Source organism: Phreatobacter sp. (genome assembly GCF_022843985.1).
Lineage (GTDB): Bacteria > Pseudomonadota > Alphaproteobacteria > Rhizobiales > Phreatobacteraceae > Phreatobacter.
In genome coordinates, this window is record NZ_JALHMP010000003.1 from 65,606 (window position 1) to 90,062 (window position 24,457).

Here is a 24,457-nt window from a genome sequence, read left to right on the forward strand (position 1 = left end):
CCGGGATCGTTTCCCCCGATGGGCCGCGGCGACGCCGCGACCCTGCTCCTATCGCTCGCGCCGAGAGCCCCCCACCGATGGATCTCTCCTTCTTCGTCATCCAGACCCTGTCGGGATTGGCCAGCGCCTCGTCGCTGTTCGTCATCGCCTCCGGCCTCACCATCGTCTTCGGCGTGACGCGGATCGTGAATTTCGCCCACGGCTCCTTCTACATGCTCGGGGCCTATATGGCGGTGACCATCGTGCCCTGGCTGCTGGAGTTCGACCGTTCGCCGACGCTGTTCTTCGTCGGCGTCCTGGCCTCGGCACTGGTGGTCGGCGTCCTCGGCGTCATCATGGAGGTGGTGCTGCTGCGCCGCATCTACCGGGTGCCGGAACTGTTCCAGCTGCTCGCCACCTTCGGCGTCGTGCTGATCGTCCAGGACGTGGTGCTGAAAATCTGGGGGCCAGTGGACATTACCGGGCCGCGCGCGCCCGGCATGCGCCACGGCATCGAGATCCTCGGCCAGCGCTTTCCGGCCTATGAACTGTTCCTGATCTTCGTCGGCCCGGCGGTGCTCGGCGCCCTCCTCCTCATCATGCACAAGACACGCTTCGGTGTGCTGATCCGCGCCGCGACCCAGGACCGCGAGATGGTCGGGGCGCTCGGCGTCAATCAGGCCATGCTGTTCACTGGGACGCTGTTCCTCGGCGCCTTCCTCGCCGGTCTCGGCGGGGCCCTGCAGATCCCGCGCCTGCCGGCCAATACCGGCATGGACCTCTCGATCATCACCGAGGCCTTCGTCGTCACGGTGATCGGTGGCATGGGGTCGGTCCCCGGCGCCTTCATCGCCGCGCTGATCATCAAGATGCTGGAGGCTTTCGGCATCCTCATCTTCCCGAAAATCACGCTGGTCCTGGTCTTCCTGCTCATGGCGGTCGTGCTGGTGGTCAAGCCCTGGGGCCTGATGGGCAAGCCGGAGGTCGCCTCGGGCCGCGCCGTGCTCCCCGAGGGCATCCTCAACCTCAAGGGCTTCTCCAGGAAAGAGACCATGGTCTGGGTGGTGCTGACCCTCGCGCTGCTGCTCGTGCCCATCCTCGGCGATACCTACAAGGTGAAAGTCGGCATCGAGATCATGGTGTTCGCGCTCGCCGCCTTCTCGCTGAACCTGCTGATCGGCAATGGCGGCATCGTCTCCTTCGGCCATGCCGCCTATTTCGGGGTCGGCGCCTATGCGGCGGGCCTGCTCGTCACCGGGCCGCTCAAGGCGCCGATGGAACTGGCGCTGGTGGCGGCACCGCTGGCCGGGGGCCTGGCAGCCGCGCTGTTCGGCTATTTCATCGTCCGCCTCTCCGGCATCTATCTCGCCATGCTGACGCTCGCCTTCGCCCAGATCACCTATGCCATCTTCTTCCAGTGGGTTGAGGTCACGGGGGGTGACAACGGTGTCGTCGGCGTCTGGCCGTCGCGCTGGGCGGCGACGCGCGAGGTCTATTTCTACGTCGTCGCGGTGCTCGCCCTGACCAGTATCGTGGCGCTGCGGCACCTGTTCTACACGCCCTTCGGCTACACGCTGCGCGCCGCCCGCGACAGCGCCAACCGGGCCGATGCCATCGGCATCGACGTGAAGACCCATCGCTGGCTCGCCTTCATCGTCGCAGGTGCTGCGGCGGGCCTGGCCGGTGGGCTCTACTCCTTCTCCAAGGGCTCGATCGACCCGACGATGATCTCCATCGCCATGTCCATCGACTTCCTGATGATGATCCTCACTGGCGGCATTCAGACGGTGATGGGCCCGCTTGTCGGCACCGCGGTTTTCCACTCGGTGAAGGACTTCTTCATGCCGCTCACCGATTTCTGGCGCTTCTTCCTCGGTGTCTCGATCATCGCCATCGTGCTGATCTTCCCGAAGGGCGTGGTCGGCGCGCTGGACGGATTGCGCGAACGGCTGGGACGCCGCGCGCCCACTCCCGCCACCCCGGCGGCTGTTGCCAGGGAGACCGCGTGATGCAGCCGCTCCTGAGCGTCACCGGCCTCGAAAAGCGCTTCGGCGGCGTCACCGCCGGCAAGGATGTCACCTTCAGCCTCGCAGCGGGTGAGATGCTTGCCATCATCGGTCCGAACGGGGCCGGCAAGTCGACGACCTTCAATATGGTCGGCGGCCAGTTGACGCCCGATGCCGGGTCCATCGTTCTGGCGGGCCAGGACATCACCGGCAAGCCGCCGCGCGAGATCTGGCGCCTCGGGGTCGGCCGCACCTTCCAGATCGCCCAGACCTTCATCTCGATGAGCGTGGTCGAGAACGTGCAGATGGCGCTGATCTCTCATCACGGCCAGACGCGCTCGGTCAAGGAGGCCGCCACCCGGCTGCACCGCGATGCCGCCATCGGCTTTCTCGCCCGTGTCGGCATGGCCGACATGGCCGACCGCCCGGTCAACGAACTGGCCTATGGCGACGTCAAGCGGGTCGAGCTCGCCATCGCGCTCGCCTCGGAGCCCAAGCTCCTGCTCATGGACGAGCCCACCGCCGGCATGGCGCCGAAGGAGCGCACGGCCCTGATGCAGCTGACCTCCGACATTGCCCGCGCCCATGGCATCGGCGTGCTCTTCACCGAGCACGACATGGATTCGGTCTTCGGCCATGCCGACCGCATCCTCGTGCTGGTCCGCGGCGAGATCATCGCCACCGGCACGCCCGACGAGGTGCGCTCCAACCAGCGCGTCAAGCAGGTCTATCTCGGCGAGGCGGGGTCGCAGGCCGCCCTCAAGGCCCGCCGACAGGCCGCGGAGGCCCATTGATGACCGCAGCACCCACCGCCACCATCCTGGAGACCCGCGGCATTGCCGCCGCCTATGGCCATGCCCAGGTGCTGTTCGGCGTCGACATCACGCTGCGCGCCGGCGAGGTCGTGGCGCTGATGGGCCGCAACGGCGCCGGCAAGTCGACGACGCTGAAGGCGATCATGGGCGTCGTGTCGCCGCATGCCGGCACGGTCAGTTTCGAGGGCCAGGATGTGACGGGCTGGCAGCCCTACCGGATCGCCCGCCTCGGCATCGGCTATGTGCCGGAGGACCGGCGGATCTTCACCGACCTGACCGTCTTCGAGAACCTCGAGGTCGGCCGGAAGGCGGCAGCGGGGGCACCGGGCAAGGAGCCCTGGTCGCTCGACCGGCTCTTCGCCATCTTCCCGAACCTCGCGGAAATGAAGGGCCGCCGCGCCTCGGCCATGTCGGGCGGCGAGCAGCAGATGCTCACCATCGCCCGCACGCTGATGGGCAATCCGCATGCCGTGCTGCTGGACGAGCCCTCCGAGGGCCTCGCGCCCGTCATCGTCGAGCAGATGGCCGATGCCGTTCTCGCCATGAAGGCGCAGGGCATCGCCGTGCTGCTGTCGGAACAGAACCTCTATTTCGCTTCCGCCGTCTCCGACCGCGCCTATGTCATCGAGAAGGGCGCCATCCGATACGAGGGGACAACGGAGGACCTCGAGGCGAACGACGAGGTCAGGGAAGCCTATCTCAGCGTGTGAAACCGACGCCGGACGGCGTGGCTCCGACCGCACCGTTCGTAGACGAACGAAAAGGACGACATCGTGAGGCGCGTTGCCGGCATCGACGTTGGAGGCACTTTCACCGACCTGCTCCTGACCGAGCAGGACGGGGCAAGCGTGACCGTAAAGCTCGCCAAGGTGCCGACCAGCATCGCCAACCAGGCGGTGGGAGTGGTCAAGGCCATCGAGGCAGCCGGCGTCAGCCCGGCCGATCTCGACCTCATCATCCACGGCACGACGGCGACCACCAATGCGGTGCTTGAGCGCAAGGTGGCCAAGGTCGGCCTCATCACCACCGCGGGCTTCCGCGACACCCTCGAACTCGGACGGCGCACCCGGCCGCGCGCCTATGGCATGACCGGCACGTTCGAGCCACTGATCGAGCGGCCCTTCCGCCGCGAGGTGGCCGAGCGCATGAACGCGCAAGGAGAGGTGGTCACGCCGCTCGACGAGGCCGCCGTGAAGCGCGAAGCCGAGGCCCTGGCCGCGGCCGGCTGCGAGGCCATCGTCGTGCATTTCCTGCATTCCTACGCCAATGCCGCCCATGAATTGCGCGCCGGCGAGATCGTCCGCAGCGTCTGGCCGAACAGCTACGTGACGCTGGGCCATGAACTCCTCTCCGAATATCGCGAATACGAGCGCGGCACGACGGCGAGCGTCAATGCCGCGGTGCAGCCGATCCTCGACCGCTATGTACAGCGGCTGCAGGCCGATCTCTCCGCCAAGGGGTTTTCCCGCGACCTCCTGGTGATGAACGGCAATGGCGGCACTGTGCCGGCAACGCTTGTGGCACGAGAGGCGGCCAAGACGGTGATGTCAGGCCCCGCCTCCGGCGTCATGGCGGCGGCGGCGACGCTGGCCCAGTCCGGCCTCACCAATGCCATCACCTATGACATGGGCGGCACCTCCACCGACGTGGCGCTCATCCATGGCGGCATCCCCGAGGTGTCGGCGGAGCTGACCATCGACTACGGCCTGCCGATCCACCTGCCCATGGTCGACGTCCGCACCGTCGGCGCCGGCGGCGGCTCCATCGCCTCGGTCAACGCGGCGGGGATGCTGCAGGTCGGGCCGCATTCGGCCGGGTCCGAGCCGGGCCCGATCTGTTATGGGCGGGGTGGAGCCCGTCCGACGATCACTGACGCCAACCTGATCCTCGGCCGGCTCGACCCCGACCGGCTCACCGCCGTGCAGGGGAAGGTTTCCCGCGACGACATCCGCGCCATCTTCGCGCGCGACCTGGCGCAGCCGCTGGGCATGAGCGTCGAGGAGGCCGCGGCGGCTGTCATCCGCCTCGGCAATGTCCACATGTCCGGCGCCATCCGCATGGTGTCGCTGTCGCGCGGCTACGACCCCCGCGACTTCGTGCTTTTCGCCTTCGGCGGCGCGGGGCCGCTCCACGCCGTGGCGCTGGCGCGCGAACTCGGGATCCCCGAGGTTCTCGTGCCGGCGCGTCCGGGCCTGACCAATGCTCTGGGCTGCCTCGTCGCGGACCTGCGCCAGGACCGGGTGAACACGGTCAACAAACCGCTCGACCAGACCGACATGGACGAGGTGAAGCGGCTGATGACGGCGCAGCGCGACAGCGCCCTCGCCGTGGTCGAGGAGGAGAAGGCCGAGATCGAGGAGACCCTGGTCATCCACGGCGCCGACATGCAGTTCCGCGGCCAGACCCATCTCATCCGCGTGCCGCTCGCCTCGCCCGATGTGACGCGGGCGGAGATCCAGGCGGCCTTCGAGGCGGCCTATTTCCACCGCTTCCAGGTACGGCTGCCGGAAATCCGGGCCGTTCTGGTCAATCTCGTGACCTCTGTCATCGGTCGGCGTCGCCCCTTCCCGCTCTCCGCCCTGCTCGACGCCTCGGCGCGGGCGGGAACCGTGGAAGGCGCCATCATCGGCGAGCGGCAGGTCCATGCGGACGGGCGCTGGTGGGATGCCAAGGTCTATTCGCGCGATGCCCTGCCGGTCGGTGCCTCTGTGATCGGCCCGGCCGTCATCCAGCAGATCGACGCCACCACGGTCATCGAGCCGGGCGCGGTGGCGACCGTCGATGCCATCGGCAATCTCCGGGTGAAGGCATGACCCTCCACACATCTCCCACTCCCATCGACGCCCTGACCCTCGCCGTCATCCAGGCGGGCCTGCAGCAGGTCTGCAACGAGATGGACATCGCCTTCTCGCGCTCGGCTTTCTCGCCCGTCATCGCCGAGGCGGACGACCGCGCCGACGGAATCTATGACCGCGACACCGGTGCGCTGATCAGCCAGGGGGAGTTCGGCCTGCCGGTCTTCGTCGGCACGATGCAGCATTCGACCGGCCACATCATCCGCCTCATCGCCGAGGGCAAGGTGGGCCGCCCGGAGCCGGGCGACATCTACATCGTCAACGACCCCTATCTCGGCGGCACACACCTCATGGACGTGCGCTTCGCCAAGCCGGTCTTCGTCGATGGCGCGCTGTTCTGCTGGCTGCAGAATACCGGCCACTGGCCCGATATCGGCGGCATGGTGCCCGGCGGCTTCTCGGCCCATGCCACGGAGGTCGAGCAGGAGGGCCTGCGGCTGCCGCCGGTGAAGCTGTTCAAGCGCGGCGCGATGGACCCCGAGATCTTCGCCATCATCTCCTCCAACATCCGCATCGCCGACCAGCGCATCGGGGACATCAAGGCCCAGGCGGCGGCGCTGCTGGTGGGCGAAAACAGGCTGATGGATCTCGTCGCGAGATATGGCACGGCGACGCTGGACGAGGCGATCCGCCAGATCCGCGCCCGATCGGCCGAGCGCATGCGGGCGGAGATCCGCGCCATTCCCGACGGCGTCTACGAGGCCGAGAGCTTCGTCGATTCCGACGGCGTCGTGAACGAGCCGCTGCGCATCGCCCTGACCCTGACCAAGGCCGGCGAGACGATGACCTTCGACTTCTCGCGCTCCTCGCCGCCCTGCCAGGGGCCGATGAACTCGGTCTTCGCCACCACCTGCTCGTCGGTCTATCTGGGCGTGAAGCACATCTTCCCGGACGTGCCGATCAATTCGGGGGCCTTCGAGCCGCTGACGATCCTCAAGCCCGAGGGCACCTTCCTCGACGCGCAATATCCGCGCCCCGTCTCGGGCTGCGCGGCGGAGGTCTCGCAACGCATCGCCGAGGCGGTGTTCCTCGCCCTCGTCCAGGCCATTCCCGACAAGGTGACGGCGGCCCCCGCCGGCACCTCCGGCAACTTTGCCCTCGGCGGCTTCGACCCGGCGAGACAAGCCGGCTATGTGATGTACCAGATCACCGGTGGCGGCTATGGCGGCAATGCCGGCCATGACGGCCTGACCAATGGCTGCTCGACCATCGGCATTTCCAAGACGGCGCCGGTGGAGGTGATGGAGCAGTACTATCCCGTGCTGTTCCGCCGCTTCGCCCTGCGCGAGGGCTCGGGCGGTGCCGGCAAGGCCCGCGGCGGCTTCGGCGTGCATTACGAGGTGGAGCTGCTGCGCGGCGAGGCGCGCGCCTCCTTCGTCATGGATCACGGCCGCTTCGGCCCGCCCGGCGTGCTGGGCGGCCAGGACGGCGCGCCGAATGTCGTGAAGATCCACCGCGGGACCGAGACGACCATCCCCGAACACCTGTCCAAGGACCAGGGGCTGGCCATCCGCGCCGGGGACCGGGTCGAGGTGATGACGCCCGGCGGCGGCGGCTATGGCGATCCGCGCCAGCGCGACCCCGCCGCGATCGCCCGCGACGTCGCCCGCGGCTACTACACCGCGGCCGAGGCCGAGGCTCTGTGGGGATGGAGGGGTTGATGCAGTATTTCCGCCCGACCAGCCTGGCCGATGCCCTCGCCATCAAGGCCGATCACGACGTGACCATCCTCGCAGGGGGCACCGACGTCTATCCGGTGCGCACCGCCCGCCGGGCCTGGGGCGACCCCGCCCACAGACCTGTGCTCGACATCACCGCCATACCCGGCCTCAGGGGCATCACCGAGGAGCCGGGCGGCTGGCGCTTTGGGGCGCTGACGACATGGAGCGATCTCGCTGCGGCCGGGCTGCCGCCCCTCTTCGACGGCTACCGCCGCGCGGCGCGGGAGGTCGGCGGCCTGCAAGTGCAGAATCTCGGAACGCTCGCGGGTAATCTCGTCACGGCATCGCCGGCCGGCGACGGCATCCCCAATCTCATGGCGCTCGACGCCGTGGTGGAAGTCGCCGGAAAGGGCGGCACGCGCACCCTTCCGGTCCAGGCCTTCTCCACCGGCTATCGCAGCACGGCGCTGGCGGCGGACGAGATCGTCACCGCCCTGATCGTACCGAAGCTGCATGGTGCCCGCTCGACGTTCCTGAAGCTCGGCGCCCGCAAATATCTTGTCATCTCCATCGCCATGGTCGCGGCAATCGTCGTCACCAACGAGGCCGGCACCATCACCGCCGTGCGGATCGCCGTCGGCGCCTGTTCGGCCGTCGCCCAGCGGCTCACCGCCCTCGAAGCCGCCCTCCTCGGCCAGCCCCTCGGGCAGGCCGCTGGACTGGTCACGGCGGGCCATCTCGCCGACCTCGCCCCCATTGACGACGTACGCGCCTCCGCCGCCTACCGTCTCGCCGCGGCGGAGTCGCTGGTGCGCGACGCGCTCACCGATCTTGCCGCCACCGCCGCCCGGAGGGCTGCCTGATGCTCGACCGTCCCGTCCTTCCGACCGTCACGCTCACCGTCAACGGCACCGACCGGATGGTGGCGGCCGACCCCTTCGCCAGCCTCGCCGATACGCTGCGCGAAGGGCTCGGCCTCACCGGCACCAAGATCGGCTGCGATGCGGGTGACTGTGGCGCCTGCACGGTGCTGATGGACGGCGCGCAGGTCTGCGCCTGCCTCGTCGCCACGGCGCAGGCCGAGGGCCGGGCGATCACCACGATCGAGGCCGAGGACCCGCTCGTCGACAGGCTGCGCGCCGCCTTTCTCGCGGCCGGCGCCGCCCAGTGTGGCATCTGCACGCCGGGCATGATCATGGCGGCGGCCGACTTGCTGGCGCACAAAGCGGCGCCGACCCGTCGCGAGATCGAGGACGGCATCGGCGGCGTGCTCTGCCGCTGCACCGGCTATATCAAGATCGTCGAGGCCATCGAGGCGGTGGCGCGCGGCGCCAATGCCTTCGCCCCCGTGGCCGAGGCGGGGGCCGCCGTCGGCGCCCGCATCGCCCGTGCCGACGGGCTCCCCAAGGTCCAGGGCACCGACCGCTTCGGCGCCGACTTCGCTCCCGAAGGTGCGCTGTGGATGCGCGCGGTGCGCTCGCCCCATGCCCGCGCCCGCTTCACCCTCGGCGATCTTTCGGCGGTGAAGGCGGCCCATCCGGGGCTGGAAGCGATCCTGACAGCCGCAGATATTCCCGGCGCCAATTCCTTCGGCATCTTCCCGACCATCAAGGACCAGCCGGTGCTGGCGCCGGGCCTCGTGCGCTACCGCGGCGAGGCCATCCTCGCCCTCGTCGGCACGCGCGAGGCCGTGGAGGGACTCGCCGACGCCGCGCTGCCGATCACCTGGGAGGTGGAGCCGGCGCTGATCGGCGTCGATGCGGCCCTCGCTGAGGGCGTGACGCCGCTCCATGCCAATATACCCGACAATGTCCTGACCCGCGGCTATCTAGAGACCGGCGACATCGCCGAGGGGCACCGGCTGGGCACTGCCACCGCCGAAGGCCGCTTCCGCACCGGCTTCGTCGAACATGCCTACATCGAGCCGGAAGCCGGTTATGCGGTCAGGACAAAAGCGATTTCAAGCGAAGCGGGAACCGGTTCGCGTGAAGAAATCGCGTGGGATGACTCCTCCGACCGGATCGAAGTCACCGCCTGCACCCAGGCCGCGGTCATGGACCAGGAGGAGGTCGCCCGCGTCGTCGGCGTCTCCATGGCGCAGGTCCGCATCATCCCGACCGCCTGTGGCGGTGGTTTCGGCGGCAAGCTCGACGTCTCCATCCAGCCGCTCATCGCGGTGGCCGCCTGGCTGACGAGGAAGCCCGTCCGCATCGTCTATTCGCGCACCGAGAGCATGGCCTCGACCACCAAGCGCCATCCCTCGCAGATCCAGGCGCGGATGTCGGCCGATGCGGCGGGCCGCTTCACCGCCTATGAGATGACCGGCGACTTCAACACCGGCGCCTATGCCTCCTGGGGGCCGACGGTGGCGAACCGCGTGCCGGTCCACGCCACCGGCCCCTACAAGGTGCCGCATGTGAGGAACGCCACCCGCGCCGTCCATACCAACGAGGTCCCGGCCGGCGCCTTCCGCGGCTTCGGCGTGCCGCAGGCGGCCCTGGCCGGCGAGACGCTGATCGACGATCTCGCCGAGAGGCTCGGCATCGACCGCTGGGCCATCCGCCGGATCAATGCCATCGACCACGGCGACCGGACCCCGACGGGGCAGATCCTCTACGCCTCGGCCGGCCTGCCGCAATGCCTCGATTCGGTGAAAGCGGACTACGACCGGCTCATGGCCGGGGCCGCTGCCCACAACGCCATGGGCGGGCGCACCGCCCGCGGCGTCGGTGTCGCCTGCATGTGGTATGGCTGCGGCAACACCTCCATGTCCAATCCGTCGAAGATGCGGATCACGCTCGCCCGCGACGGCCGGCTGACCTTCCTCAACGGCGCCGTCGACATCGGCCAGGGGTCCTCGACCGTGCTCCTGCAGATCGCCGCGGATGCGCTGGGGCTGCCGACGGCCGCCTTCGATTTCATCGTCGGGGATACCGACCGGACTCCCGATGCCGGGAAGACCTCGGCGTCGCGCCAGACCTTCGTCTCGGGCAATGCGGCGAAGCTCGCCGGCAGGGATCTCCGGGCGAAGATCCTGGCGCTGGCCAATGCCGGTCCCTCGGCCCGGCTCGCCCTCGACGGTCATAGGCTGACGGTGGAGGACGGCGAGGCGAGCCGGGTCATCGACCTGTCGGTCCTGGCATCGGAGGCGGACATCGTCCTCGCCGGCGAGGGCGAATATGATCCGCCGACCACGGCGCTGGACGCCAAGGGCCAGGGCATTCCCTACGCCACCTACGGCTTCGCCGCGCAGGTGGCCGAGGTGGAAGTCGATCGCCTGCTCGGCACGGTGAAGGTGACGCGGATCCTCGCTGCCCACGATGTCGGGCGGGCCATCAACCCGACCCTGACCGAGGGGCAGATCCACGGTGGCATCGCGCAGGGGCTGGGTCTGGCGCTGATGGAGGAATATCTCCCCGGCCGCACCGAGAACCTGCACGACTATCTGATCCCGACGGCCGGCGACATGCCGGAAATCACCATCCATCTGATCGAGGATACCGAGCCGGAGGGTCCGTTCGGGGCCAAGGGCGTCGGCGAGCCGGCGCTGGTGGCCACCGCCCCGGCCATCCTCGGGGCGATCCGCCACGCCGTCGGCGTGCGCATGACCGAGGTGCCGGTCCTGCCGCACCGGCTGTGGGCCGCGATGCAGGGACGGGAGGCGGCGGAATGAGGACGTCTTTCTCGGCGCTCTTGATCCATGCCCCATCCGCACCCTCACCGCTGCGCGGGGAGGGAGACTATGACGCCCTGGACTGGTCTCGAGCGTCGGGCCAGGCGCGACCGTTTCCAATAGGCCGCGACGCCGTGGTCCCCCTCCCCGCGCGAGCGGGGAGGGTACGGGTGGGGCAGTCCTTGCAGCCTCCCGCACAAGCTCGCGCCCGATACCCCATCCCAGGAGGTCGTCATGACCGCCACTGACCACCTGTCGCTCGAAGCGCGCTCGAGGAAGTTCGGCGCCGACGAGGGCGGCGGCATCCTGCGTTGCGACGCCTGTCCGGTCCTGTGCCGCATCCGCCCAGGGCGTGCGGGCGCCTGTTCGCGCTATGCCAACGAGAACGGCCAGCTGGTGCGCACCGACCCGGTCGTGCTGCTGGCGAAGACTGTCGAGGACGGTGGCAAGATGGTCCCCTTCGGCACGAATGACTGGGATGGCCAGGCGCTGGATCCCCAGCGCACCTTCGTCACCGCCATCGGCGCCGGCACCACCTATCCCGACTACAAGCCGGCCCCCTTCATCGTCTCGGCGATTCATGAGGGCGTCGACACGGTCACCGTCGTGACCGAGGGCATCTTCAGCTATTGCGGCGTCAAGGTGAAGATCGACACCGACCGCCATCTCGGCCCCGAGGCGGCGCCGATCCGCGTCGGCGGCGAGCAGGTCGGCCATGTCACGACGGCCGAATATGGCAGCCAGATGCTCTCCATCGGCGGGGTGCGCCATCTCACCGGCGGCTCGAAGAAGGAGGGCAACGTCACCTGCGACACGATGCTCAAGCTCTGCGCCGGAGAGGCCGTCACCATGGTGATCGACGGCGGCCATGAGGTGGTGGTCGCGGCGAACCAGGCCCCCATCGTCGACGGCAAGCCCGAGCAGCGCATGCGGGTGGGCTGCGGCTCGGCGACCGTCGGCATCTTCGCCAAGCAGTGGCTCGGCCATGTCGACGAGGTCATCGTCGTCGACGATCACATCACCGGCGTGCTGACCGAGCATCAGGCCGGCAAGGTGCTGGACATGCGCCAGGCCGGCATCCGCGTGCGCGGGCGCAAGTCGACGCCCGGCCGCTATTTCCAGGTCGCCAATCCCGGCATCGGCTGGGGCGGCACGGATATCGAGGACCCGCTGTCGATCATCCAGAAGATCGATCCGGAGACGGCCTGGCCGGGCCTGCGCCTGCTGATGACCTCCACCACCGGCGAGCATTTCCTCTATTGCGTGCTGGACGAGAACCTTGTGCCGGTGCCCGCCCCGATCCCGGAGGCGGTGATGAAAGTGGTCGATCGCATCGGCGAGAATTGCGAGCCCTCGCTCTGCACGGTCCTGTTCATGGCCGGCGCCGGCGGAAGCCTCAGGGCCGGCGTCACCGAAAATCCGGTTCTGCTCACCCGGTCCGTCGCCTCCGGCGAGACGAAGGTCACCATGGGCGGCGCGCCGGTCTATCTGTGGCCGGGCGGCGGCATCACCGTCATGGCCGATGTGACAAAACTGCCGAAGAACGCCTTCGGCTACGTGCCCACCCCTGCCATCGTCGCGCCGATCGAGTTCACCCTGCCGCGGGCGCTCTACGAGCGGCTCGGCGGGCATATGGACGATGTCGTCTCCATCGATGACATCCTGCGCGACGTCGCACCGCAGGCACGGATCGACGGCTGGATCGACGGCAATCCCTGGCCCTTCCCGGAGAAGCGCCCATGACGGTCAAGCGAGCCAAGCGCGTCGGCGAGATGGCGCCGGACAAACCCTATGTCCTCGAAGACCAGATCGGCTTCCTCATCCGGCGCGCCCACCAGCGCGCCAGCTCCATTTTCGAGCAGGTGATGGACGGGCTGGACGTGACGCCGGTGCAATATGCCGCGCTCGCCAAGCTGCACGATCTCGGTCCAACCTCGCAGAACCAGCTGGGCCGCCTGGTCGGCATCGATCCGGCGACGATGTTCGGGGTGGCGGGGCGGCTTGCCAAGCGCGGCCTCGTCTCGCCCTCGGTCGACCCGAACGATGCGCGCCTCGTCCTTCTCGAACTCACCGCCACCGGCCGCGATACGGTCGAGGCCATGAAGGCGCGGGGGCCGGAGGTCTCGGCGCGCACGCTCGAGCCCTTGTCGGCCGAGGAAGCCGCGACGCTGCTCGCCCTGCTCGGGCGGATCGGCTGACCATGTGGGAGGCCCCGACGGTCCAGCGCCTCGACGGCGACCGGCTGCATCTGCAGCATGGGCCGATCGACGTCGTGCTGCGGGCCTGGGGCGCGGCGGGCGCGGTGCGCGAGGCCTATGAGGCGGTGGTCGCACGGTTCGGCGCCATCCTGCCCGAACTCGCCGGGGAACTCACCGAACTGCGCAAGCCGATGGCCGAGCGCCCGGGCGTGGACGGCCCGGTGGCCCGCCGCATGGTGGCGGCCTGCCGGCCCCATGCCGGCCTCTTCGTCACGCCGATGGCAGCGGTGGCCGGCGCGGTGGCGGATGAACTGATGGAGACCCTGGTGACGGCGGCGCCGCTCGACCGCGCCTTCGTCAATGATGGCGGCGACATCGCCATCCACCTGACCGAGGGCGAAATAATGGATGTGGCGGTTGCCGCCGATTTCGCGCGCGGGGCCGTTCCCGCCCTCAATGGCCGCATTACCCTGTCGGAGCGGGACGGGATCGGCGGCATCGCCACCTCCGGTGCGCAGGGGCGGTCGTTCTCGCTCGGCATCGCCGATTCCGTCACGGTCCTCGCCCGCGACGCCGCCTCGGCCGATGTCGCCGCGACGCTGATCGCCAATGCCGTCGATGTTGACGACCCGGCCATCCGCCGCAGCCCGGCCTGCGCACTCGACCCGGACAGCGATCTCGGCAGTCTCCTGGTGACCACCGCCGTCGGCCGGCTCGCCAAACCGCAGATCCTCGCCGCTCTGGAGGCCGGCCATGCGCGCGCCGAGCAGTTCCGACGGCGCGGCCTCATCTTCGATGCGGCGCTGATGCTCCAGGGCGAGACCCGCATCCTCGGACCAACACGCAGCCTCAGGGAGTTGAAACCATGACCATCGACGTCAGGAAGATCGTCGTCGGCGTCGAGGAGGTCCGCCACGACGGCGGGCCGAAGCTCGACAGGCCGATCCTCAAGGGATGGATCGCCGCCGTGCTGAAGAACCCCTATGCCGGCCGCTATGTCGAGGACATCCAGCCGATGATGGAGGCGCTCAAACCCCTCGGCCTGGAATGCGCGACGAAGCTTCTGAACGCGCTGGGCGGCGACACGGCCGCCATCGAGGCCTATGGTAAGGGCTCGCTGATCGGCTCGGCCGGCGAACTGGAGCACGGTGCCCTCTGGCACGTGCCCGGCGGCTATGCCATGCGCGAATTGCTCGGCGAGGCCCTGGCCATCGTGCCGTCGATGACCAAGGTGGGACCGCTCGGCGCCATCCTCGACGTGCCCATCCATCACCGCAACGCGGCCTATGTGCGCTCGCATTTCGACGGCGTGACGCTGATGGTTCAGGACTCACCGCGCCCCGACGAGATCCTCTTCGCCCTGGCCATGACCACCGGCGGCCGGCCGCATCCGCGCATGGGCGGTCTCACGCAGGACCAGATTGCGAAGCGTGACGGACAGAGGTGAACCAGCCGATCACGCACGCCATGATCATGTATCATACGGATTTTCCGTATGATAACCTATGACGTTGTCGCTCGACTTCGACTGGCATGATGGGAAGGCAGCTTCGAACCTGAAGAAGCATGGCGTGTCGTTCGCGGATGCGCGCCGGGTCTTCTTCGACCCACTGCGCGTCGACAGGGACACGACGAGGGTGGCGGACGGCGAGGAGCGGCGCAAGGTCACCGGGCGGATCGGAACCAAGCTCTACACCGTCGTCTACACAGAGCGCGGTCGTCTGTTCTGGATCATTTCGGCCCGTCGCGCCAATCGCACCGAGGAGAAGAGCTATGGGCAGGTTCCCGCTTGATCCGAACAGTCTGCCGCCGCTCGACCCAGATTTCGAGCGGCGCATGGACGCCATGACACTGGAGGAGATCGAGCAGAACGCGCTCGACGATCCGGACAATCCGCCCTCCACCGAGGAGGAACTCGACCGCGGCGTCGCGGGCCGGCGCGTCCGCCTGCTGCGTCAGTCGCTGAATCTCAGCCAGCCGCAATTCGCCGAGCGCTACCGCATCAATCTCAGCCGTCTCCGTGACATCGAGCAGGGCCGCACTATGCCGGACAGCGCCTTCCTCGCCTACATCACCGTCATCGAGCAGGAGCGCGAGGCGGTGGACCGGGCGCTGGCCTCCTGACGGCGTCAGGCCTGCCCCTCGGCGGCGAGGCTGGACCTCATGTGCGGCCTATCTCTATGAGGGCGGACCATCTCCTTGAATGAGCCCTGCGCCCATGTCCTCCCAGACCGATCTCGCCGGCCTCCTCGTCGTCTCCGTCGAACAGGCGGTGGCCGCGCCCTATGCCGCCTCGCGCCTTGCCGATGCGGGTGCCCGCGTCATCAAGATCGAGCGTGACGAGGGCGACTTCGCGCGCCGCTACGACAAGGCGGTGGACGGCGAGAGCGCCTATTTCGTCTGGCTCAACCGGGGCAAGGAATCCGTCGTCCTCGACCTCAAGGATGGTGGCGACCAGGGGGTGCTGGCGGCCATGGTCGCCAAGGCCGACGTCTTCATCCAGAATCTCGCCCCCGGCGCGCTGAAGCGTATCGGCTTCGACATGGAGACGCTGCGCCGGCGCCATCCGCGCCTCATCACCTGTTCCATCTCCGGCTATGGCGAGGAAGGCCCCTGGCAGCACCTCAAGGCCTATGACCTGCTGGTCCAGGCCGAATCGGGCCTCTCCGAGATCACCGGCGAGGGCGACGCCCGCGCGCGCGTCGGCGTCTCGGTCTGCGACATCGCCGCCGGCATGACCGCCTACCAGGCCATCCTGCAGGCGGTGATCGGCCGGTCCGTCACCGGCGAGGGCCGCCACATCGCCGTGTCGCTCTACCATGCGCTCGCCGACTGGATGAACGTGCCCTATCTCCAGTACGCCTATGGCGGCATCTATCCGCCGCGCTCGGGGCTCAACCATCCAACCATCGCACCCTACGGGGCCTATCCCTGCGCCGACGGCAAGGCGATCCTCTTCTCCATCCAGAACGAGCGCGAATGGGTCTCGCTCTGCGAGAATGTCCTGGGCGATGCGGCCATCGCCACCGACCCGCGCTTCGACGCCAACGTCAAGCGCGTCGCCAACCGGGCTGATCTCGACGCGATCATCCTCGCCGCCTTCGCGCAGCATCCGCGCGAGACGGTTGTCGAGCGGCTGGAAGCGGCCAAGGTCGCCTATGGCCGGGTATCCTCTCTCGATGACCTCAAGGTCCACCCGCAGAACCGCTACATGGACGTGGACACGCCCGCCGGCCGCAAGCGGATGCTGGCCCCGGGCGCCCTCCACGACGGGGCGATCCCGCAATTCGGGCCGGTTCCCGCGCTTGGCGAACATACGGCCAGGGTGAAGGCTGAATTCGGCGGCTGATCAGCCCGCCGCGGTGGCCTCCCAGCCGCCGGTGGTGCGCGAGAAGAGGATCGGCGTGGCGTTGCGGCGCAGTTCGGTGTGGACGTCGACGCCGGTCAGGGCGGCGAGGACCAGCAGCACGCCGCCATGGGCGACGATCAGCAGGTCGCCCTCCGGATCGTCCTCCAGCGCCGTCCAGCGCGACAGGGCATGGCCGGTACGGTGGACGAAGGTCGCCAGGCTCTCGCAGGCCGGCGGATCGACACGCCAGTCGAGCGTGCCGACCGGGGTGCCGAACAGGCCCATATAGAGGCGCTCCTGCAGGGCGGCGTCCGGTTCGGGCGTGATGTCGCGGCCGTCGGTGACGATGGCGGCGGTCCGCCAGGCCCGCATCATCGGGCTGGCGGCGACGCGGGTGATCGAGGCCAGCGCCAGGATCGAGGCGGCCTCGGCGGCCTGTGCCTCGCCCGCAGCGTTGAGCGGCGTATCGGGGAACTGGTAGATGCCCTTGCGGTTGCCCTCGGTCTCGCCATGCCGCAGGAAGATCAGCCGCGACAGGCGCGGCCGGAACGGAACGGCCCGCGAAAGGTCCTGGATCGCGTCGTAACCGAGGGTCGGCGCGACCTGTGTCGGGGTTCCGCTGGCCAAGGGGTATCTCCTCAAAAATCGGGCGTTGGCATGGACCAGCCCGGAGCCGATGTCAAAGGGGCGCGGCGCGCCATCCCCGGTTCTCCCCCTCGCCTTCCGCGAGGCCTTGGGCTAGCAAAGGGCCATGACGACCGAGACGCAGCGCCCCTCCATCCGTGACCGCATCCGCCCGATCGATGCCGGCGAGACGGTGCTCGCCGCCCATTTTCTCGGGGCCGATGCGGCCCTGGCCCTGGCTTCCGGCGAGATCATCCTCGCCGGCGAGACCGACCGGCGGCTGTCCCTCCACGCGGGCGGCATTCTGGACTCCGCCTGCGACGGCTCGGTGCTGCTGACGGGCGGCGATGACGGCCGCGTGCTGGCCATGGATCGCAGGGGAGACCTGCGCCGAATCCACGACAGCGGCGGCACGTGGATCGACCGGGTGGCCCTCGGTCCGAGCGGCGCCATGGCCTGGAGCGCCGGCCGCAAGGTCTTCGTCGCCCAGGCCAAGGGCGAGCCGCTGAGCCTGTCCCTGCCCTCGGCGGCCGGCGGCATCGCCTTTTTTCCCAAGGGGCTGCGGCTCGCCATCGCCCATTACAACGGCGCGACGCTCTGGTATCCCAACGTTCAGGGCGACCCGGTGAAGCTCGAATGGAAGGGCTCGCATCTCGGCATCACGGTCAGCGCCGACCAGCGCTTCGTCGTCACCACCATGCAGGACGCGCAACTGCATGGCTGGCGCCTCGAGGACGGCCAGCACATGCGCATGTCCGGCTATCCCGGCAAGGTGCGCTCATTCTCCTGGACGCAGGGCGGCAAGTTCCTCGCGACATCCGGCGCCGCCGAGGCGATCCTCTGGCCCTTTTCCAGCAAGAACGGCCCGATGGGCGCCACCCCAACCATGATCGCGCCCGCCGCCAAGGCGGGCATCAAGGTGACGCAGGTGGCCGGCCATCCCGCCTCCCCGGTGATCGCGGCGGGGTTCGCCGACGGCCTGATCCTGCTCTGCCGCATCGAGGACGGCGCCGAGATCCTGATGCGGGAGCCGGACGGCGACGCCGTCACGGCGCTCGCCTGGCGCGCCGACGGCAAGGCGGTCGCTTTCGGCACCGAGAGCGGCAAGGCCGGCCTCGCCAGCCTCTAGGCTGTCACCCGGCGGGCGGCGGCGTGGTCGCGCCGCGCGCCTGGGCGATGCCGAGCACCCGCTGGTAGACACGCCCGACGACCAGCAGAACCAGTCCGAGGCCGATGAAGGACAGCGCACGCCACAGGCCGGTCAGCCCGGCCATGTCGACGAGGAAGACCTTCAGCACGGCGAGAGCCACCATGGCGGCCGAGGCGAGGCGGAATGTGCGGCTGCCGAAGGCGGCACCGGCGGCGAGCAGGGCGATGCCGACGACCAGCCAGACGGCGGAATAGGCATAGAGTTCGCCATCGCCGATGTTCCAGAACGAGACCTCGTTCCGGGCGAGCATCGCCACGGTGATGTTGAGATAGGTGACCAGCATGGCGAGACCGAACAGGCCCATGACGCGGCATTCGACAGTGCGGCCGGCGCGCCGTTCCATGACCGCCGCGAGGACGGCCAGCGCGGCGCCGAGGCCATAGCCAAGCAGGGCCCAGTTGACGATCGGGTGCGGGCCGACATAGCCGCCGGTGATCCAGGGATTGAAGGCGAAACCCATGACCACAGCGATCCAGGCCCAGGAGGCGAAGCGGAGGACGAGGACCGCATTGTCCCAGAAGGCGCCGGTGCGGAGGGCCCCGAGGCGCGACAGGCCCAGGCCGAAGGCGAGCATGGTCACGGTATGGGTCGCCGCCTCCGGGAACTGCATGGGCGCGGCGAAGAGCGTGAAGCCGTAGGCGCCGAAGGCGTGGCGGACCTGGACGATCACCAGCAGCGCCGCGAAGACCATGGCAAGGGCCTCGAGGATGCGGACCGGGGCGTCCTCGCCGCGCCGCTGGCGCAGCAACAGGGCCGCCGCCGCGGCGCTGAGCGCGGGCAGGCCATATCCCGGGAGCAGCCAGTTGAGGATGACCATGTCGCCGACATTGATGCCATTGATCGCCGGATCCCACAGCACGCGCAGGAGGACGGCACAGGCGGCCAGCGCCGTCGCCCAGCGCAGGTGCGGCAGCGGACGGAACGTATAGACCCAGGCAATGCCGGCGATCATCGCGGCGAGGGCGAGGGTGAGCCAGGCGCGCTCGAGCAGCAAGGTCAGGGCGAAGGCGAGAGCGGCCAGGGCGCCGATGGCATAGATCGCGGAGGCCGAGGCGAGGCCGGGCCGGCGGCCCGATCGCAGCCGGTGCGCCGCCTCGGTCGCCGCACCGAACGTGGCGGCGAGCACCATGGCGAGCGCGGCGAAGCGCGGCGAGATGACGAAGCCCTCGACCTTGCCGTAGACGATGGCGAGGACGGCCAGCGGCATGGCGACGGAGGTCATGGCGAGGGTCAGCACCACCCAGGCCTCGCGCTGGCGACGCCAGACGGCGAGGAATGCCGGGCCGATGCCGAAGACGAGGGCGACGGCGAGACCGGTCCCAACGATGCGCGAGAGCACGTCGGGGAAGTCGGGGGGTACACCGAGCGGGTCGAGGAGGGTCGTGGGCCTGACGCCCACCGCCCAGCCGAGCAGCAGGAGAAGCGCGAAGAGGCCGGTGAGCGGGGCTGCCGGGGCGACCGACGGCGCGCGCCAGACGAGGACCAGCACCGCAAGTCCGAAGGCCAGGAACAGCGCGACGGCCGCCATGTCCTGGCGCCCCTCCATGACGGCGAGAAGGCCGAGGAAGGCGAAGGCGCCGAGAATGGCGACGGCGCCGACATCGACGCCCCTGTCGCGTGCCGGCGCGAAGCGGATGCCGGGGACGACGAACAATGCCGCGGTGGCGAGGCCCGCCAGCGCCTGGACGAGGCTCGGATAGGCCCCGCCGGAGGTGACGACGAGGGTCAGGGCACCGAGCGACACGGCGACCGAGGTCGCGGCATAGCGCAGCCAGGGCCAGTCGCGGATCCAGGCGAGCGCGAAACAGGCGGCGGTGATGACCGCCGCATAGATCGGGAAGACGAAGGGGTTGGGGTCGCTGGCGGCGACGAGAAAAGGCGCCGCGAAGGAAGCGACCAGGCCAATGCCGCCGAGCAGCGGGCCGTGGACGCCGGCCAGGACGAGGGTGCAGAGACCGACCGCGCCGAGGGCGATGAAGGTCGGGGCCGGCCCGATGAAATCGTAGAGCGCATGGGCGGCATAGATGGTGGCAAAGGCGGCCACGGCGCCAACCCCGGTCAGCGCCGAGGGGATGTCGGCGACCGGCAGGGCCGGCAGGCCCTTGTCGTTGCGGCGCAGCCATTCGCCGCCCGCCAGCAATGCCAGCGAGAAGAGAAAGCCGAGGGCGATGCGCAGGCCCGGGCCGACGAGCTCCTGCTCGATGGAGTAACGGACGAGGAAGATGCCGCCGAGGCCGAGTGCGATGGCGCCGACCCAGACCGCCCAGCGCGAGCCGATGGTCTCCTCGAAACCGCCGAGGCCGGCGGGCTGCGGGGGTACCGGCGCTGCGGCAGGCGCCTCCACCGGATCGATGGCCTCGAGCGGGCGCGAACTGGCGACAGCGGGCACCGACCGCCGTGACGGCGGGACTTCCTCGGTGAGGGGTGCCGGCAGCGGCTCGGCGAAGTCCTCCGGCCGGAGCGACGGGGAGGGCTGAGGTTCGGCCGGTGCCTCCGGAGCCAAGTCATCCGCCGGCTGCGCGATGGGCGTCCCGGCGGCCAGCCCCGCGCGCAGGAGGCCGAGCTCGGTCTCCGCCTGGCGCAGCCGCATCTCGACCGCGACGAGCCGCCGCCTGGCGTCGCCGGCCCGGATGAAGGCGGCGATGGCGAGGATGGGCAGGCCGAGGACGAGGGCCAGGACGAGGACGATGCCGACGACGTATTCCATGCGCTGCGGCCCCCTGATGGCCGAAAGTGGTGCTGCGCCGATGCGGCATGCACCAGCGACGTTCAGCCCAATGCGGCCTCAAGGTTTCGGCCCGATGGCGCCCGCGAACGCCATTGTCACCGCAGGATGTTGCGATCGGGTTTCTGCAACCGCAGCAAAGCGGTCAGCGCCCCAGGCGCAACGCGAAAGGCTCGCCCTCGAAGGCGTCGCGGCCGCGGCCGATCCGCTCGATGGCGGAGACCATGCGGCCATCGCGGCCGAGCATGCGGTCGGCGATGGTGACAAGGCGCAGGTTCGGCGTGGCGCTGGGACTGAGACGCCTGAGTTCGCTGGCGAGCGCCTGCTCGTCCTCGGCGGGATTGATGGCGCAGGCGGTGATGAAGGCGGCCGCCGTGGAACGGCTGATGCCCGCCCAGCAATGGACGACGAGGGGGCTCTGTTCGCCATGGCTGCGCCACCAGCCGCCGACAAAGCCGAGCAGCCGTTCGACATGGGCATCGGCCGGGGCCACATAGCCCTCCATCGGCGTGACGATGTCGTTCATGCCGAGGAAGAGGTGATCGTCCTCAGCCACCGAGATCGGCCGCTGCACCGCCGTGCCCTCGTTGATCAGCGTCACCACGTGGCGCGCGCCGGAGGTTTCGACGGTGGCGGCGAGCCGGGACAGCGAACAGACGTGAACCTGCATGGACCTTCCCTCCTGGCGCCCGCAACGGCTTCTGGCCTGATAGCGCGGGATCGATGACGAGACGATGCGGCAGATCGGAGCGGCAGACAACGAAGCGCCCGCGCCCTGGCGTCCGCTCTCAGGCGGCGAGCGCCGCGAACCGGGCGAGATAGGCGGCCTTGGCGCTGTCGGAATCCATCGGCACCAGCACCGGCGGCACGCCCTTGGCACCGCCGAAGACGCCGTTCGGGGCGCCGAAGATCGCCGTCGCCTCGTCGTGCCCGAAGCCGGCGAGCTGGGTCGCCTCGAGGAAGGCGGCGACATGGTCGGCCCGCTTGGTCAGGGCGGCGATGGCGGCCGGCGCCGTCGCCGGCAGCCCGAAGCGGATGTGGATGGCCCCCATCAGCCGCGCCTCGACCGTCTTGTAGTCGCCGCCGATCACCGCCTTGAACGGCGAGATCATGTCGCCGATGACATATTCGGGCGCGTCGTGCAGCAGCACCGCGAGACGCCAGCACGTCTCCAGGCCGGGCTGCAGCCGCACCGCGATCTCCTCCACGAGCAGGCAGTGCTGGGCGACGGAAAAGACGTGCGGGCCGGTGGTCTGGCCGTTCCAGCGGGCGACGCGCGCCAGGCCATGGGCAATGTCCTCGATCTCGACATCGAGCGGCGAGGGATCGAGCAGGTCGAGCCTGCGGCCGGAGAGCATGCGTTGCCAGGCGCGCGGCGGGCGCTGGCGCGGGGACGGTGAGCGGGTGACCATGGCCTTTCCTGCCTGCTTCGCCCGCTGCCGACAAGCCGGGTTTTGGCAGCAGCATGGCGCGAGCGGGGAGAGCGTGCCGGTGGACGGGGGACCACCGAGGGGATAACGGGGTTGATCCTGCCTGCGCCCGGCGCGGGCCCTGGCCGAAGGATGCCGCATGATCAGCGCCGCCATGGCACGCCTGCCGCAGCCCCCCGAGGCCGTCTCCCGCCCGCCGCGCATCGCGCTGGTCGACGCCGCCCGCGGCGCGGCGCTGGTGGCAATGTTCGTCTATCACTTCGCCTGGGATCTCTCCTTTTTCCGGCTGATCACGACGGACATCGTCGCCCATCAGGGATGGCGCTGGTTCGCCCATGGCATTGCCGGCTCGTTCCTGGCGCTGGTCGGGGCGAGCCTGGTTCTGGCGACCCGCGGCGGTTTCGACCGCGACGGCTATCTGCGCCGTCTCGCCCTGGTGGCCGGGGCCGCGGCGCTGGTGACGGCGGGCACCTATCTCTTCATGCCGGACGCCTATGTCTTCTTCGGCATCCTGCACCACATCGCCGTGGCGAGTGTCCTCGCCCTGCCCTTCCTCATGCTGCCGACGCTGGCGGTGGCCGGCGGCGCCATCACCGCCTTCGCCCTGCCCGCGCTCATCGCCCATCCGCTGCTCGACGCCGATCTCCTGCTCTGGCTCGGCCTCAGCGACCGGCCAATCCGCTCCGGCGATTTCGTGCCGCTGTTCCCCTGGTTCGGCTGTGTGCTCGGCGGGATCGTGGCGGCACGGGCGGCGCGCGCCCTCATCGGCGAGGACAGGCTCGCCGGTCTCCGCGCCGACGGGCAGCCGGCCCGTCTCCTTGCGACGATGGGCCGGCATTCGCTGCCGATCTACCTCATCCACCAGCCGCTGTTCATCGCGCTACTTACGGCCTGGGTCTGGGTCTTCCCCGCCTCGATCCATCACGGGCCTTCGATGGGCGACGCGCAGACACGGCCCTTCGTCGAGGCCTGTGTCAGAACCTGCATCAGCAACGGCCAGGAGCCGGATCTCTGCCGCGAGGCCTGCGCATGCACGGCGGACCGGCTCAAGCGCGACAGTCTCTGGAGCCAGGCGCTGTCCGGCCAGTTGAGCGCGACGGAGCGCGCCCGCGTCGGCGAGATCGCACGCATCTGCACGCGGGGTGAGTGACGCGTGGTGGAGGCGCGGAGCAGGCAGAAGCGCCGCCTCACCCCAGCGCCTTGACCTCCTCGTGGCGGAAACAGCCGACCAGGTGGTCGTTGGTCATGCCGACCGCCTGCATGAAGGCATAGACGATGGTCGGGCCGACGAAGGAAAAACCGCGCGCCTTCAGGTCCTTCGACAGTTTCTGCGCGACCGCGGTCTCGGTTGGAACCTGCGCCCGGTCGCGGTGGTCCGGCTGGAGCGGACGGCCATCGACATATTTCCACAGACAATCGGAGAAACCTTCACCGCGGGCCATCATGTCGCAGTAGATGCCGGCCGCCTTCACCGTCCCGACGATCTTGGCGCGGTTGCGGATGATGCCGGAGTCTTCCATCAGGGCCGCGACCTTGTCAGGCCCGTAGCCGGCGACGACCTCCGGCTTGAAGCCGTCGAAGACCTTTCGGAAATGGTCGCGCTTGCGCAGGATGGTGATCCAGGACAGGCCAGCCTGGAATCCGTCGAGGATCAGCTTCTCGAACAGGGCGCGATCGTCGCGCTCAGGGACCCCCCAGTCGGTGTCGTGATAGGCGACATAGAGCGGATCGTGGCCGGGCCACCAGCAGCGCGGCTTGCCGTCTGCATGATCGGTGAGCAGCATCAGGGTCTCCTGCCGAATTATTTTACACTTAAAATATTTTTGGCGGGTGGGGTTGTTCGCGAAAATTCCGCGTTGATAATGCCTTCGCATTGGCCGCGACCACGGACAAGCCCGGGAGCGGTCTTCGACCCGAGTCAGACTCGGGGTG

At 69.3% G+C, this 24,457-nt stretch carries 21 protein-coding genes; 16 read left to right on the forward strand and 5 right to left on the reverse strand.

Annotation, left to right across the window (positions count from 1 at the left end):
• Positions 1 to 77: 77 nt before the first annotated feature.
• From Q0C57_RS02735 to Q0C57_RS02800, 14 genes are all read left to right on the forward strand, one after another.
• Positions 78 to 1,988, forward strand: a complete 1,911-nt coding sequence (locus tag Q0C57_RS02735; RefSeq protein WP_296571737.1) for an ABC transporter permease — start codon at positions 78 to 80, stop codon at positions 1,986 to 1,988.
• Complete coding sequence (locus Q0C57_RS02740; protein ID WP_296571740.1) at positions 1,988 to 2,779, forward strand: ABC transporter ATP-binding protein; 792 nt, start codon at positions 1,988 to 1,990, stop codon at positions 2,777 to 2,779. Before Q0C57_RS02735 ends, Q0C57_RS02740 begins: the two co-directional genes overlap by 1 nt.
• Complete coding sequence (locus Q0C57_RS02745) at positions 2,779 to 3,510, forward strand: ABC transporter ATP-binding protein (protein ID WP_296571743.1); 732 nt, start codon at positions 2,779 to 2,781, stop codon at positions 3,508 to 3,510. The genes Q0C57_RS02740 and Q0C57_RS02745 overlap by 1 nt, the downstream gene beginning before the upstream one ends.
• 63 nt (positions 3,511 to 3,573) lie before the next feature.
• Entirely contained in the window at positions 3,574 to 5,613 is a 2,040-nt protein-coding gene (locus Q0C57_RS02750; protein WP_296571745.1) for a hydantoinase/oxoprolinase family protein, read from the forward strand.
• A complete protein-coding gene (locus Q0C57_RS02755) occupies positions 5,610 to 7,316 on the forward strand; it encodes a hydantoinase B/oxoprolinase family protein (protein ID WP_296571748.1) in 1,707 nt (568 codons plus the stop codon). The genes Q0C57_RS02750 and Q0C57_RS02755 overlap by 4 nt, the downstream gene beginning before the upstream one ends.
• Entirely contained in the window at positions 7,316 to 8,179 is an 864-nt protein-coding gene (locus Q0C57_RS02760; protein WP_296571751.1) for an FAD binding domain-containing protein, read from the forward strand. The genes Q0C57_RS02755 and Q0C57_RS02760 overlap by 1 nt, the downstream gene beginning before the upstream one ends.
• Positions 8,179 to 10,989: a molybdopterin cofactor-binding domain-containing protein gene (locus Q0C57_RS02765; protein WP_296571754.1), complete on the forward strand. Its 2,811-nt coding sequence runs from the start codon at positions 8,179 to 8,181 to the stop codon at positions 10,987 to 10,989. The genes Q0C57_RS02760 and Q0C57_RS02765 overlap by 1 nt, the downstream gene beginning before the upstream one ends.
• A gap of 234 nt (positions 10,990 to 11,223) precedes the next feature.
• Complete coding sequence (locus tag Q0C57_RS02770) at positions 11,224 to 12,732, forward strand: 6-hydroxynicotinate reductase (protein WP_296571757.1); 1,509 nt, start codon at positions 11,224 to 11,226, stop codon at positions 12,730 to 12,732.
• The gene (locus Q0C57_RS02775; RefSeq protein WP_296571760.1) at positions 12,729 to 13,187 is read left to right on the forward strand and encodes a MarR family transcriptional regulator; all 459 of its coding nucleotides are present in this window, start codon (positions 12,729 to 12,731) and stop codon (positions 13,185 to 13,187) included. Before Q0C57_RS02770 ends, Q0C57_RS02775 begins: the two co-directional genes overlap by 4 nt.
• A gap of 2 nt (positions 13,188 to 13,189) precedes the next feature.
• On the forward strand, positions 13,190 to 14,056 hold the full coding sequence (locus Q0C57_RS02780; protein WP_296571763.1) for a UPF0280 family protein: 867 nt from the start codon (positions 13,190 to 13,192) through the stop codon (positions 14,054 to 14,056).
• Positions 14,053 to 14,634 (forward strand): amino acid synthesis family protein, encoded by a 582-nt coding sequence (locus Q0C57_RS02785; RefSeq protein ID WP_296571765.1) that lies wholly within the window; start codon positions 14,053 to 14,055, stop codon positions 14,632 to 14,634. The genes Q0C57_RS02780 and Q0C57_RS02785 overlap by 4 nt, the downstream gene beginning before the upstream one ends.
• 58 nt (positions 14,635 to 14,692) lie before the next feature.
• Positions 14,693 to 14,980, forward strand: coding sequence for a BrnT family toxin (locus tag Q0C57_RS02790; RefSeq protein WP_296571768.1), 288 nt, complete (start codon positions 14,693 to 14,695; stop codon positions 14,978 to 14,980).
• Entirely contained in the window at positions 14,961 to 15,311 is a 351-nt protein-coding gene (locus Q0C57_RS02795; RefSeq protein WP_296571770.1) for a helix-turn-helix domain-containing protein, read from the forward strand. The genes Q0C57_RS02790 and Q0C57_RS02795 overlap by 20 nt, the downstream gene beginning before the upstream one ends.
• Before the next feature lie 94 nt (positions 15,312 to 15,405).
• Positions 15,406 to 16,536, forward strand: a complete 1,131-nt coding sequence (locus tag Q0C57_RS02800; RefSeq protein WP_296571771.1) for a CaiB/BaiF CoA-transferase family protein — start codon at positions 15,406 to 15,408, stop codon at positions 16,534 to 16,536.
• On the opposite strand, the gene Q0C57_RS02805 is transcribed toward Q0C57_RS02800, so the two are convergent.
• Complete coding sequence (locus tag Q0C57_RS02805; protein WP_296571774.1) at positions 16,537 to 17,163, reverse strand: histidine phosphatase family protein; 627 nt, start codon at positions 17,161 to 17,163, stop codon at positions 16,537 to 16,539.
• A gap of 124 nt (positions 17,164 to 17,287) precedes the next feature.
• Here Q0C57_RS02805 and Q0C57_RS02810 point away from each other — a divergent pair, with 124 nt between their 5' ends.
• Positions 17,288 to 18,289, forward strand: coding sequence for a WD40 repeat domain-containing protein (locus tag Q0C57_RS02810; RefSeq protein WP_296571776.1), 1,002 nt, complete (start codon positions 17,288 to 17,290; stop codon positions 18,287 to 18,289).
• 4 nt (positions 18,290 to 18,293) lie between these two features.
• Here the strand turns inward: Q0C57_RS02810 and Q0C57_RS02815 are convergent, their stop codons facing one another.
• The 3 genes from Q0C57_RS02815 to Q0C57_RS02825 form a co-directional block, all read right to left on the reverse strand.
• Positions 18,294 to 21,077, reverse strand: a complete 2,784-nt coding sequence (locus Q0C57_RS02815; RefSeq protein ID WP_296571779.1) for a DUF2339 domain-containing protein — start codon at positions 21,075 to 21,077, stop codon at positions 18,294 to 18,296.
• 163 nt (positions 21,078 to 21,240) lie between these two features.
• Positions 21,241 to 21,765: a tyrosine phosphatase family protein gene (locus Q0C57_RS02820; protein ID WP_296571781.1), complete on the reverse strand. Its 525-nt coding sequence runs from the start codon at positions 21,763 to 21,765 to the stop codon at positions 21,241 to 21,243.
• A 118-nt stretch (positions 21,766 to 21,883) separates the two neighbouring features.
• Positions 21,884 to 22,507, reverse strand: coding sequence for an HD family hydrolase (locus Q0C57_RS02825; protein ID WP_296571784.1), 624 nt, complete (start codon positions 22,505 to 22,507; stop codon positions 21,884 to 21,886).
• A 157-nt stretch (positions 22,508 to 22,664) separates the two neighbouring features.
• Here Q0C57_RS02825 and Q0C57_RS02830 point away from each other — a divergent pair, with 157 nt between their 5' ends.
• On the forward strand, positions 22,665 to 23,675 hold the full coding sequence (locus Q0C57_RS02830; protein WP_296571785.1) for a DUF1624 domain-containing protein: 1,011 nt from the start codon (positions 22,665 to 22,667) through the stop codon (positions 23,673 to 23,675).
• 37 nt (positions 23,676 to 23,712) lie between these two features.
• Here the strand turns inward: Q0C57_RS02830 and Q0C57_RS02835 are convergent, their stop codons facing one another.
• Positions 23,713 to 24,309 (reverse strand): DNA-3-methyladenine glycosylase I, encoded by a 597-nt coding sequence (locus Q0C57_RS02835; RefSeq protein ID WP_296571788.1) that lies wholly within the window; start codon positions 24,307 to 24,309, stop codon positions 23,713 to 23,715.
• Positions 24,310 to 24,457 lie beyond the last annotated feature (148 nt).

What these genes read in the sequence shown, in the direction of transcription:
- Q0C57_RS02735 (WP_296571737.1), top strand. Translation starts at nt 78, where the DNA reads ATGGATCTCTCCTTCTTCGTCATCCAGACCCTGTCGGGATTGGCCAGC.
- Q0C57_RS02820 (WP_296571781.1), bottom strand. Translation starts at nt 21,765, where the DNA reads ATGCAGGTTCACGTCTGTTCGCTGTCCCGGCTCGCCGCCACCGTCGAA.
- Q0C57_RS02830 (WP_296571785.1), top strand. Translation starts at nt 22,665, where the DNA reads ATGATCAGCGCCGCCATGGCACGCCTGCCGCAGCCCCCCGAGGCCGTC.
- Q0C57_RS02740 (WP_296571740.1), top strand. Translation starts at nt 1,988, where the DNA reads ATGCAGCCGCTCCTGAGCGTCACCGGCCTCGAAAAGCGCTTCGGCGGC.
- Q0C57_RS02775 (WP_296571760.1), top strand. Translation starts at nt 12,729, where the DNA reads ATGACGGTCAAGCGAGCCAAGCGCGTCGGCGAGATGGCGCCGGACAAA.
- Q0C57_RS02825 (WP_296571784.1), bottom strand. Translation starts at nt 22,507, where the DNA reads ATGGTCACCCGCTCACCGTCCCCGCGCCAGCGCCCGCCGCGCGCCTGG.
- Q0C57_RS02745 (WP_296571743.1), top strand. Translation starts at nt 2,779, where the DNA reads ATGACCGCAGCACCCACCGCCACCATCCTGGAGACCCGCGGCATTGCC.
- Q0C57_RS02800 (WP_296571771.1), top strand. Translation starts at nt 15,406, where the DNA reads ATGTCCTCCCAGACCGATCTCGCCGGCCTCCTCGTCGTCTCCGTCGAA.
- Q0C57_RS02770 (WP_296571757.1), top strand. Translation starts at nt 11,224, where the DNA reads ATGACCGCCACTGACCACCTGTCGCTCGAAGCGCGCTCGAGGAAGTTC.
- Q0C57_RS02795 (WP_296571770.1), top strand. Translation starts at nt 14,961, where the DNA reads ATGGGCAGGTTCCCGCTTGATCCGAACAGTCTGCCGCCGCTCGACCCA.
- Q0C57_RS02790 (WP_296571768.1), top strand. Translation starts at nt 14,693, where the DNA reads ATGACGTTGTCGCTCGACTTCGACTGGCATGATGGGAAGGCAGCTTCG.
- Q0C57_RS02815 (WP_296571779.1), bottom strand. Translation starts at nt 21,077, where the DNA reads ATGGAATACGTCGTCGGCATCGTCCTCGTCCTGGCCCTCGTCCTCGGC.
- Q0C57_RS02760 (WP_296571751.1), top strand. Translation starts at nt 7,316, where the DNA reads ATGCAGTATTTCCGCCCGACCAGCCTGGCCGATGCCCTCGCCATCAAG.
- Q0C57_RS02810 (WP_296571776.1), top strand. Translation starts at nt 17,288, where the DNA reads ATGACGACCGAGACGCAGCGCCCCTCCATCCGTGACCGCATCCGCCCG.
- Q0C57_RS02835 (WP_296571788.1), bottom strand. Translation starts at nt 24,309, where the DNA reads ATGCTGCTCACCGATCATGCAGACGGCAAGCCGCGCTGCTGGTGGCCC.
- Q0C57_RS02765 (WP_296571754.1), top strand. Translation starts at nt 8,179, where the DNA reads ATGCTCGACCGTCCCGTCCTTCCGACCGTCACGCTCACCGTCAACGGC.
- Q0C57_RS02755 (WP_296571748.1), top strand. Translation starts at nt 5,610, where the DNA reads ATGACCCTCCACACATCTCCCACTCCCATCGACGCCCTGACCCTCGCC.
- Q0C57_RS02785 (WP_296571765.1), top strand. Translation starts at nt 14,053, where the DNA reads ATGACCATCGACGTCAGGAAGATCGTCGTCGGCGTCGAGGAGGTCCGC.
- Q0C57_RS02780 (WP_296571763.1), top strand. Translation starts at nt 13,190, where the DNA reads ATGTGGGAGGCCCCGACGGTCCAGCGCCTCGACGGCGACCGGCTGCAT.